16 protein-coding genes and 2 pseudogenes are annotated in these 14,976 nt (G+C 68.0%); 15 read left to right on the top strand and 3 right to left on the bottom strand.

Annotated elements, in window-relative coordinates; all coding sequences use genetic code 11:
* The first annotated feature begins 2 nt into the window (after positions 1-2).
* The 9 genes from ABFX45_RS42275 to ABFX45_RS42235 all read left to right on the top strand — a co-directional run bounded on the left by ABFX45_RS42275 (position 3) and on the right by ABFX45_RS42235 (position 7,066).
* A complete protein-coding gene (locus ABFX45_RS42275) occupies positions 3-782 on the top strand; it encodes an SCO3242 family prenyltransferase (RefSeq protein WP_346136665.1) in 780 nt (259 codons plus the stop codon).
* Positions 779-2,107 (top strand): EboA domain-containing protein, encoded by a 1,329-nt coding sequence (locus ABFX45_RS42270; protein WP_346136639.1) that lies wholly within the window; start codon positions 779-781, stop codon positions 2,105-2,107. Before ABFX45_RS42275 ends, ABFX45_RS42270 begins: the two co-directional genes overlap by 4 nt.
* Positions 2,107-2,961, top strand: coding sequence for a TatD family hydrolase (locus ABFX45_RS42265; RefSeq protein WP_109642749.1), 855 nt, complete (start codon positions 2,107-2,109; stop codon positions 2,959-2,961). The genes ABFX45_RS42270 and ABFX45_RS42265 overlap by 1 nt, the downstream gene beginning before the upstream one ends.
* The gene (eboE, locus tag ABFX45_RS42260) at positions 2,958-4,049 is read left to right on the top strand and encodes a metabolite traffic protein EboE (protein ID WP_346136637.1); all 1,092 of its coding nucleotides are present in this window, start codon (positions 2,958-2,960) and stop codon (positions 4,047-4,049) included. The genes ABFX45_RS42265 and eboE overlap by 4 nt, the downstream gene beginning before the upstream one ends.
* Positions 4,046-5,434, top strand: a complete 1,389-nt coding sequence (locus ABFX45_RS42255) for an alkaline phosphatase family protein (protein ID WP_346136635.1) — start codon at positions 4,046-4,048, stop codon at positions 5,432-5,434. The genes eboE and ABFX45_RS42255 overlap by 4 nt, the downstream gene beginning before the upstream one ends.
* An 8-nt stretch (positions 5,435-5,442) precedes the next feature.
* On the top strand, positions 5,443-5,784 hold the full coding sequence (locus tag ABFX45_RS42250) for a helix-turn-helix domain-containing protein (protein WP_346136633.1): 342 nt from the start codon (positions 5,443-5,445) through the stop codon (positions 5,782-5,784).
* A gap of 174 nt (positions 5,785-5,958) precedes the next feature.
* Positions 5,959-6,360 carry an integrase gene (locus ABFX45_RS42245; RefSeq protein ID WP_346136631.1) on the top strand — a complete coding sequence of 134 codons (402 nt, stop codon included), beginning with the start codon at positions 5,959-5,961 and terminating at the stop codon, positions 6,358-6,360.
* Positions 6,361-6,500: 140 nt separating this feature from the next.
* Complete coding sequence (locus ABFX45_RS42240; protein WP_346136629.1) at positions 6,501-6,764, top strand: integrase core domain-containing protein; 264 nt, start codon at positions 6,501-6,503, stop codon at positions 6,762-6,764.
* Between the two features lie 71 nt (positions 6,765-6,835).
* Entirely contained in the window at positions 6,836-7,066 is a 231-nt protein-coding gene (locus ABFX45_RS42235) for a hypothetical protein (RefSeq protein WP_346136627.1), read from the top strand.
* A 141-nt stretch (positions 7,067-7,207) separates the two neighbouring features.
* On the opposite strand, the gene ABFX45_RS42230 is transcribed toward ABFX45_RS42235, so the two are convergent.
* Positions 7,208-8,584: a S1 family peptidase gene (locus tag ABFX45_RS42230; RefSeq protein WP_346136626.1), complete on the bottom strand. Its 1,377-nt coding sequence runs from the start codon at positions 8,582-8,584 to the stop codon at positions 7,208-7,210.
* Between the two features lie 250 nt (positions 8,585-8,834).
* On the opposite strand from ABFX45_RS42230, the gene ABFX45_RS42225 reads away from it, so the two are divergent.
* From ABFX45_RS42225 to ABFX45_RS42215, 3 genes and pseudogenes are all read left to right on the top strand, one after another.
* Positions 8,835-9,068: a hypothetical protein gene (locus ABFX45_RS42225; protein WP_346136624.1), complete on the top strand. Its 234-nt coding sequence runs from the start codon at positions 8,835-8,837 to the stop codon at positions 9,066-9,068.
* A 463-nt stretch (positions 9,069-9,531) separates the two neighbouring features.
* Positions 9,532-9,735, top strand: a pseudogene (locus ABFX45_RS42220) (cold-shock protein); the annotation flags it as partial.
* Positions 9,736-9,765: 30 nt separating this feature from the next.
* Positions 9,766-10,470 carry a cold shock domain-containing protein gene (locus ABFX45_RS42215; protein ID WP_346136663.1) on the top strand — a complete coding sequence of 235 codons (705 nt, stop codon included), beginning with the start codon at positions 9,766-9,768 and terminating at the stop codon, positions 10,468-10,470.
* A gap of 4 nt (positions 10,471-10,474) precedes the next feature.
* Here the strand turns inward: ABFX45_RS42215 and ABFX45_RS42210 are convergent, their stop codons facing one another.
* Both ABFX45_RS42210 and ABFX45_RS42205 read right to left on the bottom strand, forming a co-directional pair.
* The gene (locus ABFX45_RS42210; RefSeq protein ID WP_346136622.1) at positions 10,475-10,717 is read right to left on the bottom strand and encodes a hypothetical protein; all 243 of its coding nucleotides are present in this window, start codon (positions 10,715-10,717) and stop codon (positions 10,475-10,477) included.
* Between the two features lie 690 nt (positions 10,718-11,407).
* Positions 11,408-11,842: a hypothetical protein gene (locus ABFX45_RS42205; protein WP_346136620.1), complete on the bottom strand. Its 435-nt coding sequence runs from the start codon at positions 11,840-11,842 to the stop codon at positions 11,408-11,410.
* 245 nt (positions 11,843-12,087) lie between these two features.
* Here ABFX45_RS42205 and ABFX45_RS42200 point away from each other — a divergent pair, with 245 nt between their 5' ends.
* From ABFX45_RS42200 to ABFX45_RS42190, 3 genes and pseudogenes are all read left to right on the top strand, one after another.
* The gene (locus ABFX45_RS42200; protein WP_346136618.1) at positions 12,088-12,534 is read left to right on the top strand and encodes a hypothetical protein; all 447 of its coding nucleotides are present in this window, start codon (positions 12,088-12,090) and stop codon (positions 12,532-12,534) included.
* A 633-nt stretch (positions 12,535-13,167) separates the two neighbouring features.
* Complete coding sequence (locus ABFX45_RS42195) at positions 13,168-14,376, top strand: hypothetical protein (protein WP_346136616.1); 1,209 nt, start codon at positions 13,168-13,170, stop codon at positions 14,374-14,376.
* A 177-nt stretch (positions 14,377-14,553) separates the two neighbouring features.
* A pseudogene (locus ABFX45_RS42190) lies at positions 14,554-14,847 on the top strand (helix-turn-helix domain-containing protein); the annotation flags it as partial.
* Positions 14,848-14,976 lie beyond the last annotated feature (129 nt).

Here is a 14,976-nt window from a genome sequence, read left to right as displayed (position 1 = left end):
TGATGAAGGCGTACGTGGACCTGGTGCGGGCACCAGCGGCACTCACGGTGCTGGGTGACACGCTGGTCGGCGCAGGAAAACCGTTGCGGGGCAAGGGCTTGTTGCTACCGCTGGCGTCCGTCTCGTTGTACTGGGCGGGAATGGCGCTCAACGACTGGGCCGACCGCGACCTGGACGCGGTCGAACGACCGGAACGACCGATCCCGTCCGGCCGGATCAGCCCGGACGCGGCCCTGGCCACCGCAGCCGGACTGACCGCGCTCGGCGTCGGTCTCGCCGCGGCTGCCGGTCGCAACGCTCTGCCGCTCGCCGCGGCGGTGTGGGCTTACGACACCGTGCTGAAGGCCACTCCCGCCGGACCGTTCGCCATGGCAGCCTGCCGGGCGTTCGACGTCCTGCTGGGTGGCCGGGCCGTCCTGCCCGCCGGACTGATGGCCGCGCACACCCTTGGTGTGACGGTGTTGTCGCGGGGTGAGGTGCACGGCACGTCACCCCGTACGGCGAAAGCGGTCCTGTCGGGCACAGTGCTGACCGCCGCGCTGGCAGGCGCCTCCACCCGGCGGTTCACCGGATTCGCAGCGGCGCTGGGCTACGCGGTCACGGTAGGGCGTGCGCAGTGGCAGGTGGTCCGGCAGCCGTCGGGCGAGGCCGTCCGCGCCGCGACGAAGGAGGGCATCCACGGCATGGTGCTGCTCCAGTCCGCGCTGACCGAGCACGGCGCCGCGCTGCCGCTCGTGCTGCCGCTGGCCCGAGCGCTGAGCAGGAAGGTGAGCCCGACATGACGTTCCAGCTCGGCTACGGCACCAACGGGTTCGCCAACCACCGGCTCGACGACGCTCTCGCCGTGATCGCTGATCTCGGCTACACGGCGGTGGCGCTCACCCTCGACCACCACCACCTCGACCCGTTCGCCGGCGACGTCGTCAAGCAGACCGATCGGCTTGCCGCACGCCTGCACGATCTGGGGCTGCGCGTCGTCGTGGAGACCGGCGCGCGGTACCTGCTCGACCCGCGCCGCAAGCACCACCCGACCCTGGTCAGCTCGGACCAGGCGGTACGGGTCGACTTCCTGGTGCGCGCCAAGCAGATCGCGCTGGACCTCGGTGCGGACTGCGTGTCGTTCTGGTCCGGAGTGGGATCCGCGGACGACTGGGACCACCTGAGGTCGGGCGTCGCCGCGGTGCTGGAGAGCGGGCCGGGAGTCCCGATGGGACTGGAGCCGGAGCCGGGCATGGTCGTGCAGTGGCTCGACCAGGCACTGCGGCTGCGGACCGAGCTCGGGAACCCGGAGGAGCTGAGGATCACCCTCGACGTCGGGCACTGCGTCGCGGTCGAGCCGCAGGACGCGGCGGCGTGCATCAGGCAGGCGGGCGAGCTGCTCGTCAACGTGCAGCTCGACGACATGCTGCCGGGCGTGCACGAGCACCTGGAGTTCGGTGAGGGACGGCTGGACCTGCCCGCCACGCTCGCCGCGCTGACCGGCATCGGCTACACCGGCGTCGCCGCGGTGGAGCTGCCCCGGCACAGCCACGCCGCACCGGACGTGGCGGCGCGGGCACTGCGAGCGCTGCGCGCAGCGGAGTGGCTGGCCGAGGCGGAACGGGCGGTCCGCGCCGATCCCGGCGCGATCGACACCCTGTTCCCCGCGGCGGGAAGGGCGGTGGGAGCAGGACAGGACGCCGCACGGGTCCGCCTGCTCACCGCGTTCGCCGACGTGTCCGACGATCCGGTCGACGGCCTCACGAGGCTCTACCGGTACGGCACCTCCGCGGAACGGCGAGGTGTGCTGCGCGGGCTGGCCGAGCTGGGGGACCGGGCTCCGGCATCCGGGGTCGCGTTGGTCGAGGACGCCCTGCGCAGCAACGAGACCGACCTGGTCGCGGCGGCGCTCGGCCCATTCGCCACCCGGCACCTCGGCAGGCACGCGTGGCGGCACGGCGTGCTCAAGTGCCTGTTCATGGGCATTCCGCTGACCGTGGTCGACGGTCTCGACCGGCACTCGGACGCGGAGCTGCTGCGCATGGTCGCCGCGTTCGCCGACGAACGCCGCGCGGCCGGCCGTCCGGTGCCCGCCGACGCTCTCGCCCTGCTCGGAAAGGCTTCGTGATGCGCATCTTCGATCCGCACATCCACATGACGTCCCGCACCACCGACGACTACGAGGCCATGCGCGACGCCGGCGTGCGAGCGCTCGTCGAGCCCGCGTTCTGGCTGGGGCAGCCGCGGACGAGCGTCGGGTCGTTCGTCGACTACTTCGACAGCCTGCTCGGGTGGGAACGGTTCCGCGCCGCGCAGTTCGGCATCGCACACCACTGCGCGCTCGCCCTGAACCCCAAGGAGGCCAACGACCCCCGGTGCACCGAGGTGCTGGACGTGCTGCCGCGCTACCTGGCCAAGGACGGTGTGGTCGCGGTCGGCGAGGTCGGGTACGACTCGATGACGCAGGAGGAAGACGACGCGTTCGCACGCCAGCTGGAGCTGGCGCTCAGGCACGACCTGCCGGTCCTCGTGCACACACCGCACCGGGACAAGCAGGCGGGCACGAAGCGAACGCTGGACGTGGTCCGCGAGTCGGGCCTGGCGCCGCACCGCGTCCTGGTCGACCACCTCAACGAGACCACCGTCCGGATGGTGGCGGACGCGGGCTGCTGGATGGGGTTCTCCGTCTACCCGGACACCAAGATGGACGAGGCTCGGATGGTGGCGCTGCTCGCCGAGTACGGCACCGAGCGGATGCTGGTCAACTCCGCCGCCGACTGGGGCCGGTCCGATCCGCTGAAGACCCACAAGACCGGGTTGGCGATGCTGGACGCCGGGTTCGGCGAGTCCGAAGTGGACACGGTGTTGTGGCACAACCCGGTCGAGTTCTACGGCCAGAGCGGCAGGCTGGCGCTCGAACCGGTGGCGGCGGGTGCGGTCGACGCGGCCACCGGCAGCTCGGTGCTGCGGGGTGAACGGTGATCGCCTACTGCACCAACGTCCACCCGGCTCCCGACCTCGCGGGCATCCTGGCTCAGCTCGACCGGCATGCGGTCCGGGTGCGGGAGGCGCTGGAGGCGGACACGCTCCCCTTGGGACTGTGGCTGCCCGCGCCGGTCGCACGAGGACTCGCGGAGGACGGCACCGCACTGCAGCACTTCCGCGCCGAGCTTGCGAGCAGAGGACTGACGGTCTCCACGCTCAACGCGTTCCCGTACGGCGACTTCCACGACGAGGTGGTCAAGCACGCGGTGTACTTCCCGACGTGGACCGATTCGCGCCGCCTGCGGTACACAGTGGACTGTGCGGCCGTGCTGGCTGACCTGTTGCCCGATTCCGCGTCCTACGGCAGCATCTCGACCCTGCCACTGGCCTGGCGCGAGCCGTGGACGGGCCGCGACGACGACCGTGCCGCGGAGGCTCTCGCCGAGCTCACCCTGTCCCTGCGCGCCGAGACCCGCCGGCACGGCAGACCGATCAGGCTGGCCGTCGAGCCGGAGCCGGGTTGTGTGCTGGACACCGTCGCCGACGCGGTCGGCTGGCTGGCCGGCCGGGTCGATCCCGACCACATCGGGATCTGCCTGGACACCTGTCACCTCGCGGTGTCGTTCGCCGATCCGGCCGAGACGGTCGCGTCGATCCGCCGGGCAGGGCTGGAGGTGGTCAAGGTGCAGGCGTCGGCGGCACTGGAGGTGGCGGAACCCGGCACTGCGGCGGGCAGGCGGGCGGTCGCTGAGTACAGCGAACCCCGCTACCTGCACCAGGTCCGGGAGAACACCCCCGGCGGTGTCCTGGCGGCGGACGACCTGCCGGAGGCGTTCGAGACCCTGCCCGCCGAGCACCCGTGGCGCGTGCACTTCCACGTGCCGTTGCACGCTGTTCCGCCCGCACCGCTCACGTCGACCACAGACGTGCTCGTGGCCGCTGTAGCGGCGGTGGACCCCGGCACGCACGTCGAGGTGGAGACCTACACCTGGACCGTGCTGCCGGGTGCGGGCGACCTCGCTGACGGCATCGCGGCGGAACTGCGCTGGGCGGCGCAGCACCTGCGGACGGGAGTGGCGGTGTGAAACCGCTGGTGGTCCTCAACGTCGTCGGCATGACGCCGGCGCTCCTCGAACACATGCCCAATCTCTCGCGGCTGGGCTGGCAGGCCGAACTGGGCACGGTGCTGCCCGCCGTGACGTGCAGCGCGCAGGCCACGCTGCTCACCGGTCTCACCCCGGCGCAGCACGGGATAGTCGGCAACGGCTGGTACTTCCGCGACCTGGGCGAGATTCGCCTGTGGCGTCAGCACAACCGCCTCGTCGGAGGGGAGAAGCTCTGGGAGACCGCGCGTCGCGCTCATCCCGGCTACACCGCCGCCAACATCTGCTGGTGGTACGCGATGGGCGCCTCGACCGACATCACCGTGACCCCTCGGCCGATCTACCACGCGGACGGGCGCAAGTCGCCGGACTGCTACGTCCGCCCACCCGGCCTGCACGACGAACTCGTCGGAGCTCTGGGCGAGTTCCCGCTCTTTCAGTACTGGGGCCCCACGGCGGCACTGGCGTCGAGCGAGTGGATCATCGGCGCCGCGCGGAAAGTCCTCGCCGAAAGGCGGCCTGACCTGTTGCTGGTCTACGTGCCACATCTGGACTACGACCTGCAGCGGTTCGGACCGTCCTCACCGCAGGCGGTCAAGGCGGCGGCGGACGTGGATCGGGCGCTGGCGCCTCTGCTGGCCGACGCGTCGGACGCCACCATCGTGGCGTTGTCGGAGTACGGCATCACCGACGCACGCCGCCCGGTCGACATCAATCGGGCGTTGCGAGCAGCAAACCTGCTCGAGGTCTACTCGCAGTCCGGGATGGAGTACCTGGATCCGTGGACGTCGCGGGCGTTCGCGGTGGCCGACCACCAGATCGCGCACGTGTACGTCGCCGATCCGGCCGATCTCCCGAGGACGAGAGCGGTCCTCGCGGACCTTCCGGGTGTCGACGTGCTGTACGGCCGGGACGCGCAGGCGTCCGTCGGGCTGGATCACGAGCGGTCCGGTGAACTGGTGGCGGTGGCCGAGCCGGACGCATGGTTCACCTACTACTACTGGACCGATGACCACCGCGCACCGGACTTCGCCCGTGGTGTGGACATCCACCGCAAACCCGGCTACGACCCCGCCGAACTGTTCTTCGACCCGGCCGACCCGCTCGTCAAGGCCAGAGCTGGGTTGAACCTGGCCCGCAAGAAGCTCGGGCTGAGATACACGATGAACGTCGTGCCGCTGGACCCGTCGTGCGTGCGCGGCACGCACGGCAGGCTGCCCGACCGGGCGGCGGATGGGCCGGTGCTCTTGTGCTCGGGTCCGGTGGCACCGCGGTCGGTCGAGCGCACCGGCCGGATCACCGCAACCGAAGTCCGCACTCTCCTGCTCGAACTGCAGGGGATTCCCGCGGAGGAGCTCAGCCGATGATCAGCCCCTTGACCGAGGTCACCATGGCGCACCCGAATTGCGATTACTCGGTGGTCGTGGGCAAGGAACCCACGGCGGCAACCCAGCGCCTGCTGAGGCTCATGCAAACGGGCGCGACCGACCGCGCGATCGCCCGCGAACTCAGTGTCAGCCTGCGCACCCTGCACCGGCGCATCGCCCGGCTGCAGTCGTTGCTCGGCGTTCAGTCGCGGTTCCAGCTCGGCGTGCTCGCCGCCGAGCTGGAGTGGCTCCGTCCGGGTGAACGAGACGCGACCGAACGTGTGCCGCTCGAAAGTCGTCACCGCAGTGTGACAGCGCATCTCTTCCAGGCTGGGAGCATGCTCGGATGATCGTGTCTCTGCTGTACAAGGTGACTTGGAAGATGCTGTCCGCCGCGTAGGTGCTGCTCCGCGGTGAAGCGGAGAAGGATGCGGAGCTGCTTGTGCTGCGGCACGAGAACACCGTGCTTCGTCGGCAGTTGGCCTGTGGGGTGCCAGAACTCTGCGCTCGCCCGCTGAGCTGCAGTGATCGGGTTCTGGTGTTCCGGCGGCATGATCGTGGGCGTGGCGCTGCGACTGCTCTATCTCGTCTTTGTTCAGCTAGGTGGTTGGTTGGTTCTGCTCGGCCGGTCGTCGGCGGCGAAGGATGTGGAGTTGCCGGTGCTGCGGCACGAGGTCGCGGTGTTGCGCCGGACTCACGGCCGTCCGCGTCTGAATCGGGCTGATCGTGCGGTGCTGGTCGCATTGGTGCGGCGGTTGCCTGTCTGGTTGAGGGAGCACCGATTGGTGACTTCAGGCACGGTGTTGCGGTGGCATCGGCGCTTCGTCGCAAAGAAGTGGACCTACCCGAACCGGACTGGGCGGCCGCAGGTCGATGAGACCCTCGGCACCACCACCAACCCTGACGGGCGCTGGACCACCCAGTAGGCTCGCAACCTCTTGATAAACCTCGGCGATACGGCCAGTGACTTCCGATTCATGGTTCGTGACAGGGCCGGCCAGTTCACGGCGTCGTTCGATTCCGTTCTCGCTGACGCCGGGATCGACGTCGTGAAGATCCCGCCAGGGTGTCCGCGGCCAACTGCCACGCGGAACGGTTTGTCGGCACCGTCAGACGCGAGCTCACCGACCGACTGCTCATCAACGAGCATCACCTCAAGTCAGTGCTGAACCGCTACGTGTCCCACTACAACCACCGGCGGCCACATGAAGCGCGACACCACACCCCACTGCGACCCGATCGCCCGATCGCAGTGCCCGGCCGTAGGTCCGTACGTCGCCGCCAAGTACTCGGCGGCTTGATCAACGAGTATGAACCTGCGGCAGCCTAATAGACCAGGTCAGACGCACCGGACCGTGTTCTGGTACCCCGCAGGGCTCGGCTGGAACCGCTGATCCCGGTATGCCTGGGCGGTACGACCTGGACACCATCGCCGCCGACAACGCCGTGCGGAGGAACACCGGCAACGTCACCACAGACTCGCTGTGGGGCGCGGTGTCGGCCCCTGGAGGGTTCCGCCTCGACAACAGCCGCTCCGACCGCGACTACATGTACGCGACCTCGGTCGGCGAGGCGAAGCGGAACACCGGATCCCCCGACGGCAGCGCAATATGGGTGTTCGAACGAAAGTAGCCGTTCTCTCGCGACATGAGCGACACTGGCACGCTCGTATTGGTGTACCTGGTCGTTGCCAGGCACCTGGCGCGGAAGCGGCCTAGCTGCCGGCGGGTGGCCGGGCACGCAGTGCGTCCGGCCACCCGAGAACAGGACTCGTCAGCCCTTCATCACGATGCCGGGCATCGCCTTCTCAGCCAACCGGATGTCGGTGAACACGTCCATGCAGTCACCGTCGTTGAAGTTGCCGCCAGCGCTGAGGATGCCCTTCGCGACGATCTTCCCGCCGCTGACCGTGTAGGCCGGGCCGCCGGAGTCGCCACGCGCGGTGCAGGTGCCGCCCTTCTTGCCCAGGGTCACGTTGCGCGCCATCTCGCCGTCGACGTACCGGATGTTGGTCTTGGCGTCCCAGACCTTCCAGCCGCACAACTCGCCCTTGGTGGTTCCGCCCGTGCAGTACTTGTCGCCCTTATTCGGCGCCCTGCTGGCGACTCCCTTGACCTTCCGGTAGGAGCTCGAGTTCGGCCCGCCGACGTACATCTTGCCCGCGGTCTTCCGGCTGCCGTTCATCTTCACCAGCGCGAGGTCACCGCTGTAGTACGACACACCGCTCATCTTGGTCGAGCCGGTGGTGTTGTTCCAGTTGTCCTTGACGACCTTGCCCACCTTCTGCGTGCCGTAGCGCGGCATCCGCACGTCGCTGTTGGCACTCGTGCAGTGCCCGGCGGTGAGGAAGTAGCTCTCGCCCTCGTGCGTCCAGGAGAACCCGACCGTGCAGGTGCCCGCGTTGGTGTTGGTGGTGGAACCGCCGAAGAACGGGTTGGCGTCGTTGTCCCGGCTGACCTGCTTCTGCACGAAGGTGTTCGGAGCGAGGTGCACCGCGACCTTGTCGGCGCCGTACTTGCTCGCCAGCGCCGTACGGGTCTCCTCGGTGAGCGCCGAGGCACGCACCACCACGCGGTTGCGCTCGGCGTCCACGGACGCGGCGTACAGGTTCTGCACACCGGGCACGTCGGACTCCAGCACCGTGTCCTTCACGGCGTCGAGGTCGGCCAGGCTGTACTTGGCCTTCGGCGTGCTCGGGTAGAAGATCTTCGGGATGACGACAGCCTGCGCGGCCTCCGGCTCGGCCGCCGCGGTCTCGGACGCCGGTTCCTCGGTCTTGCCGGTCTCGAGGCCGTCCTGGTTCGCGTCGTCGTTCCCGTTGTCCACAGTGGACGGATCGACGCCGATGCTGCCTGCCGCGTAGGCGGTCTTCGTCGAGTCGGCGCCGGTGCGCACGCCCGCGACGATCCGGCCGGTGGTCCGGTCGACGTAAGGAGGCGCGAGGTCCGCCGGGTCCGCCTCGGCACGCGCCTCCGCCGCCTCCAGGGCCTGCGCCACGTCGTCGGCGAGCTGGTCCGGCAGCGCGGGCGCCGCGGTGAACACCTCGACCGCCGTGGCGGTGGCCGGCCGGTCGCCGGTCACGTCGGTGCTCGCCACAGCCGACTGCCCAGCAGTGAGCACCGCCGCCGCCAGGGAAGCGACGGCGATCACGCGGGTCAGGATTCGACGCTTGTGTCTGTTCAAAGAAAACCCCCATGCAACGAACGACCACGGCGGACGGCCGTGGCCTACAGGGGAGGAAACGCGAACGAGGCGAGACCGGGTTGTCACGTCTGGCCAGCCAGACACTGTGCTGATGATCACAGCCGAGGACGTGGAACAGCTTGCGCGCTGCGGCGCGACCGATAGCCGTCTTGGGTAGGGGCACACCGTCTCCGGCAGCCACAGCCATCAGGGCTTCGTGGAGCCGCTGAAGGGGCTGCCAGCGCCGAACCTGACGTCTGAAGCGGAGGTTCAGGCTGCTGTGGACTCGTTGCCAGATGTGACGGCGGTCATCAAGGAAGGCGATCCGGAGAAGCTGTCGAGGCTCTACGGAGAACTCGGGATCGAGTTGAAGTACGACAAAGCAAAAGAGGCCGTCTATGCGACGACCTCTCCGCGTGTACTTAGCGATTGTGTCCGAGGGGAGATTTGAGTTCCCATACGTAGCAAGCTTGCGCAGTTCGCGCGTTCATGCACTATTGGATAGCTCGAAACCATTATAGAGGGCCAGTCGGCGTATTTCAATCTTTGGTCATTTGCGATGTCGGCTATCTGTGGAACACTGCTGACCAACGAAGGTGACCCTCGGCTTCAGCGCACTCCACCACAGCCCGGTGGCCCGCTCACAGAATCAGGCTGTAGCGTCGCTCATCGTTGGCGAGTAATCGGCGGCTTGATCAACGAGTACGAATCTGCGGCGGCCTGAGGCGCAGGTCAGACCACCAGGCATAGTTTGGCCCCACACGTCCGCATACTCGGGCAACGTCTGGTGACGGGCGCGAACTCGGTGACTTCGGCGATGTACTCACGGCGGAGCTGCCGCGCGTTGGGATCAAGATGTACATACGCGCCTGGGACACTGGCCCCCCGACCACCCGCGAGACCAGGAGTGCACCGTGCAGCAAGGAACCGTCCGCTGGTACGACCTCGAGCGCGGCTTCGGCTTCCTCGCCCCGGATGACGGCAGCGCCGACATCTTCGTGCACGTCTCGCAGGTGCAGGGCGAGGGCGCGGCCCAGGCGCTGTGCGAGGGCCAGACGGTGGAGTTCGAGACCGGTGAGGGACCCCGCGGTCTGCAGGCACTGCACGTCGCCGTCACCGGGGACGCCGCGCCTGACGCGGCCCTGGGCGTGCTCGCCACCGTCTCCTGGTACGAGCCGGCCAAGGGCTACGGGTTCGCCGCGCCGGACGGCGGGGGTGCGGAGGTGTTCGTGCACTCCTCCGCCATCGTCACCGGGGGCGTCCTCGCGGCCGGGCAGCGGGTGGCCTTCGTCGTCACCGCGGGGGAGAAGGGGCCGCAGGCCCAGCACCTGGTGCCGCTGAGCTTCGACGCCGGTGTCCGCCGAGCCCCTCTTGTCGCGCCCGGCGACGGCGCCGACGGCTCCGTCCTGTGGTTCGACGAGGAGAAGTCGTTCGGCTTCGTGGCCGCCGACGACGGGGCGGGTGACGTCTTCCTGCACGTGCGCGCCCTGGCCGACGAGGTGTACCTGCCGGCCGAGGGCGACCGGGTCGCGTTCACCACGGTCACCGTGGACCAGGGGCGTCAGGCGCGCGAGGTGCGGTTCGTGGCCAGCGGCGAGCCGGTGGAGGCCGCCGCGGCCCCCAGCCAGGCCCGTACGGTCACCCGGCCCGCAGCCCGCGCCGGCGACGGCACGGTGGCCCGCTACGACGCCGACCGCGGCTTCGGTTTCATCACCCCCGACGCCGGTGGGCCCGACCTCTTCGTGCACGTCTCGGTGGTCTCCGGCGAGCCCCTGGTGGCCGGCGAGCGGGTGCGCTTCCGCATCCGGCAGAGCGACCGGGGCCCGCAGGCCGACGCCGTCGAGCACGCCTGACCGTCTAGGACGGTCCTACGACGCCTCGAAGCGGGCGACGTAGCGGCGCTGCCACGGCGTCTCGACCGCCCGGTGGTCGTAGCGCGCCCGCGTACGTGACCGCCTCGGCGGCCTGCACCCCGTTCACGACGGCCAGGCACGCCAGCGCGGTGCCGGTGCGACCGTGACCCCACCGCAGGCGAGCTCGACCCGCTCGTCGCGCGCGGCTCCACGCCTCCCACAGCGCGTCCGCGGCGGGTCGGTTCATGAGCCAGTCTGCTGGGGGCTTGCCGGGTGTAGGAGCTGCCGACCTTGTTCCTGGTGGATTCCCAGGCAGTGCCGGTCCAGGTGATGGACGCGGGTCAGCGGCCGGGGCGTCCGCTCCGTGAGGCCTGCTTTCCGGGCCGTGATGGTGGCCAAGCGCTCCTGGCCTAGCATCACGGCCAGATCTGGCATCGTTGCGTCGCCTCAGCGTCGAGCGCGACACCGCGGCGGGACGCCACCACCGTGGCAGCTAGGGCGACCAGTCTGCGCGGGGACTCGAGGAACAGGCTGGAGTCCGGCGCATCGTCCACAACGGACAGTGACTGGCTGGCGTTGTAGCATTCGGGCGATGTTCATCTGAACGGCTGACGTGGCTCCGTGCTCGATGGTAAAGACAGTCGATCATGAGCGCGGGTGAGCTGGAGGAAGCCGTCGTCGACGGGCCGTCGTGGTCCGAGAGAGGACTCGGCCTGAAGTCTGGCCGGTATCCGCTGGCGGTCGAGGCGCCCATCCTGTCGGTGGTCGACGCTGGTGCCCGGTGTATCGACGCTGACCACGTTCGCCCGCTACTACTCCCTGTACTGGTCGATCGCGGCACTGGCCGAGAACAGGGGCTCGGCCGTGACGACTGCAGGCGAGTCGTCCGCAGGGCCGAGGCCGCGATGGCGGTGTTGTCGCTGGCCAACGACGGTGCTCAGTGGCGGGCCCACGGCGGTGACCGGGTGCTCGGGGTGTGCGACCTCAGCGACTTCGAGGAGGTCGTCCAGGAGTACTCGCCACGCTCATGGGGCCTCTGGCCGCAGTACAACGGCCAGAGCATCTCCATCGGAACCACCGCATTCGACGCCGGAACCCTGCGGTCTGGCAGGCGTGCCTGCCCTGCACGGGTGCGCGAGATGTTCGGGCCCTTGCACGACATCGCCGGCAAGGACTCGGTCTCGATCCACGCGGTCGAGGAGTTGAGGCAGCTGGCCATGCACGAGGAGGACACACCGGACGTCGCACCCTTGCGGGAGCTGTTCGCCGCCGCGCCCGCTCTTCGGGATCCGGACGTGCGGACGAGTGACGACCGCACCCGGCGAGCGACCCTGCGGCTCGTCGCCCGAGCGGCCCAACTGCACCCCGACATCAGCCGGCACTCCTACGCCGACGCCTTCCAACAGGCCATCGCCTACGGTGCCGGGATCGAGCAGGATCGGGTGCTCGCCGAGATCGAACAGGCTCCGGCCTGGCGGGGTGTGTTGCTGCGCAACCATTCCGTGGGTGCGTGGCGGCGGTGGTGGGCAGATCTCGTCGCCCACGTCCGGGACCGTCAGCTCGCCACCCGTGAACCTCCCGAGGTTGTTCAGTCAGGCAGCTTGGGCTGCCAGTGGGGTGACCGTGGTGGTGTTCGGTCTCGTACTGACGGTTCAACTCGTTTGGCGCAAAGACGCCCAGTACGCGGGAAACTGGGTCAACGCTATCGCCGCCCTCGGAGCGATACTGAACGTACTGCTGACGCTCTACATTCTTCGTGCCGCGCTCGGACAGCTGGAACACTTGCGCGAAGATCTCCATGCCCGCGAGAAAGCTCATGAGCTACAAGCACAGCAAGCGCGCGTTGACCTTGAGCGCACGATGCGCCAACTGGACACGCAGACTGAAGCTCTAGCGCTCGCGCGATCCGACGCCCAGCAGGCGCAACGTGAAACCGCCATGGCTCGTCTGGATGTGGCTGCTCCACGCTGCTCGCTTCAGCTCTATCCCCACACCGAAGTCACGATCTATGGCGCTGGGGAGCCTGAGGGGCGAACTTTCAACTTCCCGCCCAATGCGCCTTGAAGATCACCAATACATCCTTAAGGTCGAGTTGGCATTCGTCCTCCATAACTGGGGTGACGAGCCGATTTCGTACTCCACTGGATACCCGTTCGAGAAGCCCGTATCCGGCGCCGTCCTCGGCCCCGGTCAAGAAGTGATCTTGCGATGCGATGTGCAAGGGAACCCACACCAGTGGATACGGATTGCTCGGAACGAGACGAGTGTTCCGAGCTATGCGGAACGTGACGCCAACCCTTGGTGGATGCGCGTCGCCGTCGTCGTCGAAAGCATGGGGGGTCGATGTAGTTGACACACTCATCTGGAGCGGGGAAGTACGGCCGGTCGAGGTCAATGGCGACTCGTTGAGGGTCCTCGAAGGCGAGATCATCAACGGACGTCATGCGGCAGTCCGCCATCGCGACTATGTCGCACTACGGAAAGCCGCAGAGGGTGCCGAGCCGACGGAGCAGTAAGCCTCTTGAAGCGTCGTTCGGCGACGTTACGGCCGCGCGGTGACGACATCCCGCTATGGCGGCTGCTGAGTCAAATGATCCACGATGCTGCCCCGCGGCCCTGTTGCCCGTGACTTGTTGGTGAGCGAGCAGTAACGAGTGTTCGTGCGGGCGCGATCAGGTGGCCGTGGTTGACATCAGCGTGGACTTCGGTCTGTACGGCGAGGATAGCGACGGCATCCGCCGAACGAGGCGGTACCGCAAGCGCTACGAGGTCAAGCCTAGGGTGCTCGCCGTGCGTGCGTTGCGCAGCCTTGGGTTCGGCGACGTGTGTGTGAATGAGCCGCACGACTGGATCAACCAAGGGCGGATGGTCAGCGGCGGGCTATGGGTGTCGGCCGTGTTGGGGTTGGGTGTGCTTGCCGTCGCGGAGCTGGGCTTCTCCGTGCTTGCGGCGGTCGGGGCGGTGCTAGCGGTCGTGTTCGCACCGCTCGTGCTGCTCATGCTCAACGTGATCACACCGAGGGCGAACCGCTACATCGTCGTGTGCGCCTGGTGGGTCACTTTGGGGTGGCTGTTGTTCACCAACAGCGCGTTGATCATGCTGACGCATCTGCTCCCATTGGCGTTGGCGGTGTTGGGGCGGTGGGTGCTGCGCGCTGGGTTGCTGGCCCGGCGGATGCCGCTGTTCTTGCCCGCCGCGCTGGTGATCGTGCTGGCGCCGATGTTCACCGAGGATCCGTGGAAGTTCGTTGCGTCGGCGGGCTGGCGGCTCGCGGCGCTTGCAGTGCTCGCGGTCGGGCCGTTGCTCTTCCTGGTGCTGCGCCGGCTGCGGAACGTGCGGTTGGAGCAGGTGATGGAGCAGGCCGGTTCGGCAGTGAGTGGCGATGTCGACAAGTCGGTCCGGATGGGAGCGACGATGCTGCGCAACAGGTGCATCGCTCGTGAGCATTGGCCAAGGCCAAAGGAGCTGAACCGTTTCCTCAAGCTTGCACACCAGAAGCCCGACGTCAGCAGGTTGTGCGAGCTGGCTGCGAGAGAGTTCCCGCGCCGGGTGAGAGTCAGGCTGATCAGCCTGCTCATCGGTACGTCGGCGGCGACCTACGCCGTGATCTACCTGCTGACCGTCGTTGCCATGCCGTCGAGTCTGGCCGAGGCATGGTCGGGCACACCCACAACGTATGTGGATCTTGACGTCGTATGGCGTGGGCTCGACGTGATGTTGCCGGTGTGGCCGTATGCCGGCGTGGCTTCGTTGTTCTCGATCATCGCCGCGGCTGGGCTCCTGGCGGCAGCGCTGACCGACGACGTCTACACCAATGCCGTTGTCGATGTCGTGTACGGCCACCTGGCGCGACTGCTGATCGTGGTGGGGGCGCCATTCCTCGCTGACATCCCCGATCGGAAGTGACCAGTTCGACACCTGTCACATTGAGCCATTTTCATCCTGGTCTGGATGCGTTGGCAGGTAAGGGTTTGCGGTCGTGACAGGTTGGCGCGCTCTCGGCGTGTAGACCCCCAGGCATGGCGAAGCCCCTGGTAGCAGAGCTATCGACCAAGATCGTTCCGCGTCACCCAGGGGCTTCATGTGTTCTTCTATCGTGCCGCGCTGCCGTTGTCACATCGCACCCTGAGGTTCGTGTCCGGCTTGATCCGCACGCACCGCCGGGGAGCTGGGATCGAGGTGGCGCAGGCTCGATGCCGGGCAGCAAGCCCCGCTGGTGCTGGTCCACCTGCGTAATGGAGAGCCGTTCGCCGAGATCGGTGCCGGGTTTGGGGTCTCGGCCACCACCTGCTGGCGGTATGTCAACGAGACCGTCGAGCTCCTCGCCCTGCGTCACCGAAGCTGCGGCAGGCGCTGCGGACAGCGAAACGCCGGGGCTGGAGCCTGTCACGATTTTTGTGTAAGCCAGAGGTGATTTGCTTACATTTGTAGGTTATCAGAAAAGTATGCGACCGGGGAAGAGGTTGATCAGTGTGTTCAATGCCACCTTCCAGCCGTGCGTTCCCG

This window comes from Lentzea roselyniae, assembly GCF_039537795.1.
In the GTDB taxonomy this organism is placed as follows: Bacteria; Actinomycetota; Actinomycetes; order Mycobacteriales; family Pseudonocardiaceae; genus Lentzea; species Lentzea atacamensis.
The sequence above is the reverse complement of the archived record's forward strand: the minus strand, read 5'-3'. Positions and strand labels throughout refer to the sequence as shown.

Coding starts and splice junctions, on each gene's coding strand:
- ABFX45_RS42275 (WP_346136665.1), top strand. CDS start 3: ATGAAGGCGTACGTGGACCTGGTGCGGGCACCAGCGGCACTCACGGTG.
- ABFX45_RS42270 (WP_346136639.1), top strand. CDS start 779: ATGACGTTCCAGCTCGGCTACGGCACCAACGGGTTCGCCAACCACCGG.
- ABFX45_RS42265 (WP_109642749.1), top strand. CDS start 2,107: ATGCGCATCTTCGATCCGCACATCCACATGACGTCCCGCACCACCGAC.
- ABFX45_RS42235 (WP_346136627.1), top strand. CDS start 6,836: ATGCCTGGGCGGTACGACCTGGACACCATCGCCGCCGACAACGCCGTG.
- ABFX45_RS42210 (WP_346136622.1), bottom strand. CDS start 10,717: ATGAACCGACCCGCCGCGGACGCGCTGTGGGAGGCGTGGAGCCGCGCG.
- ABFX45_RS42205 (WP_346136620.1), bottom strand. CDS start 11,842: ATGTCGGGGTGCAGTTGGGCCGCTCGGGCGACGAGCCGCAGGGTCGCT.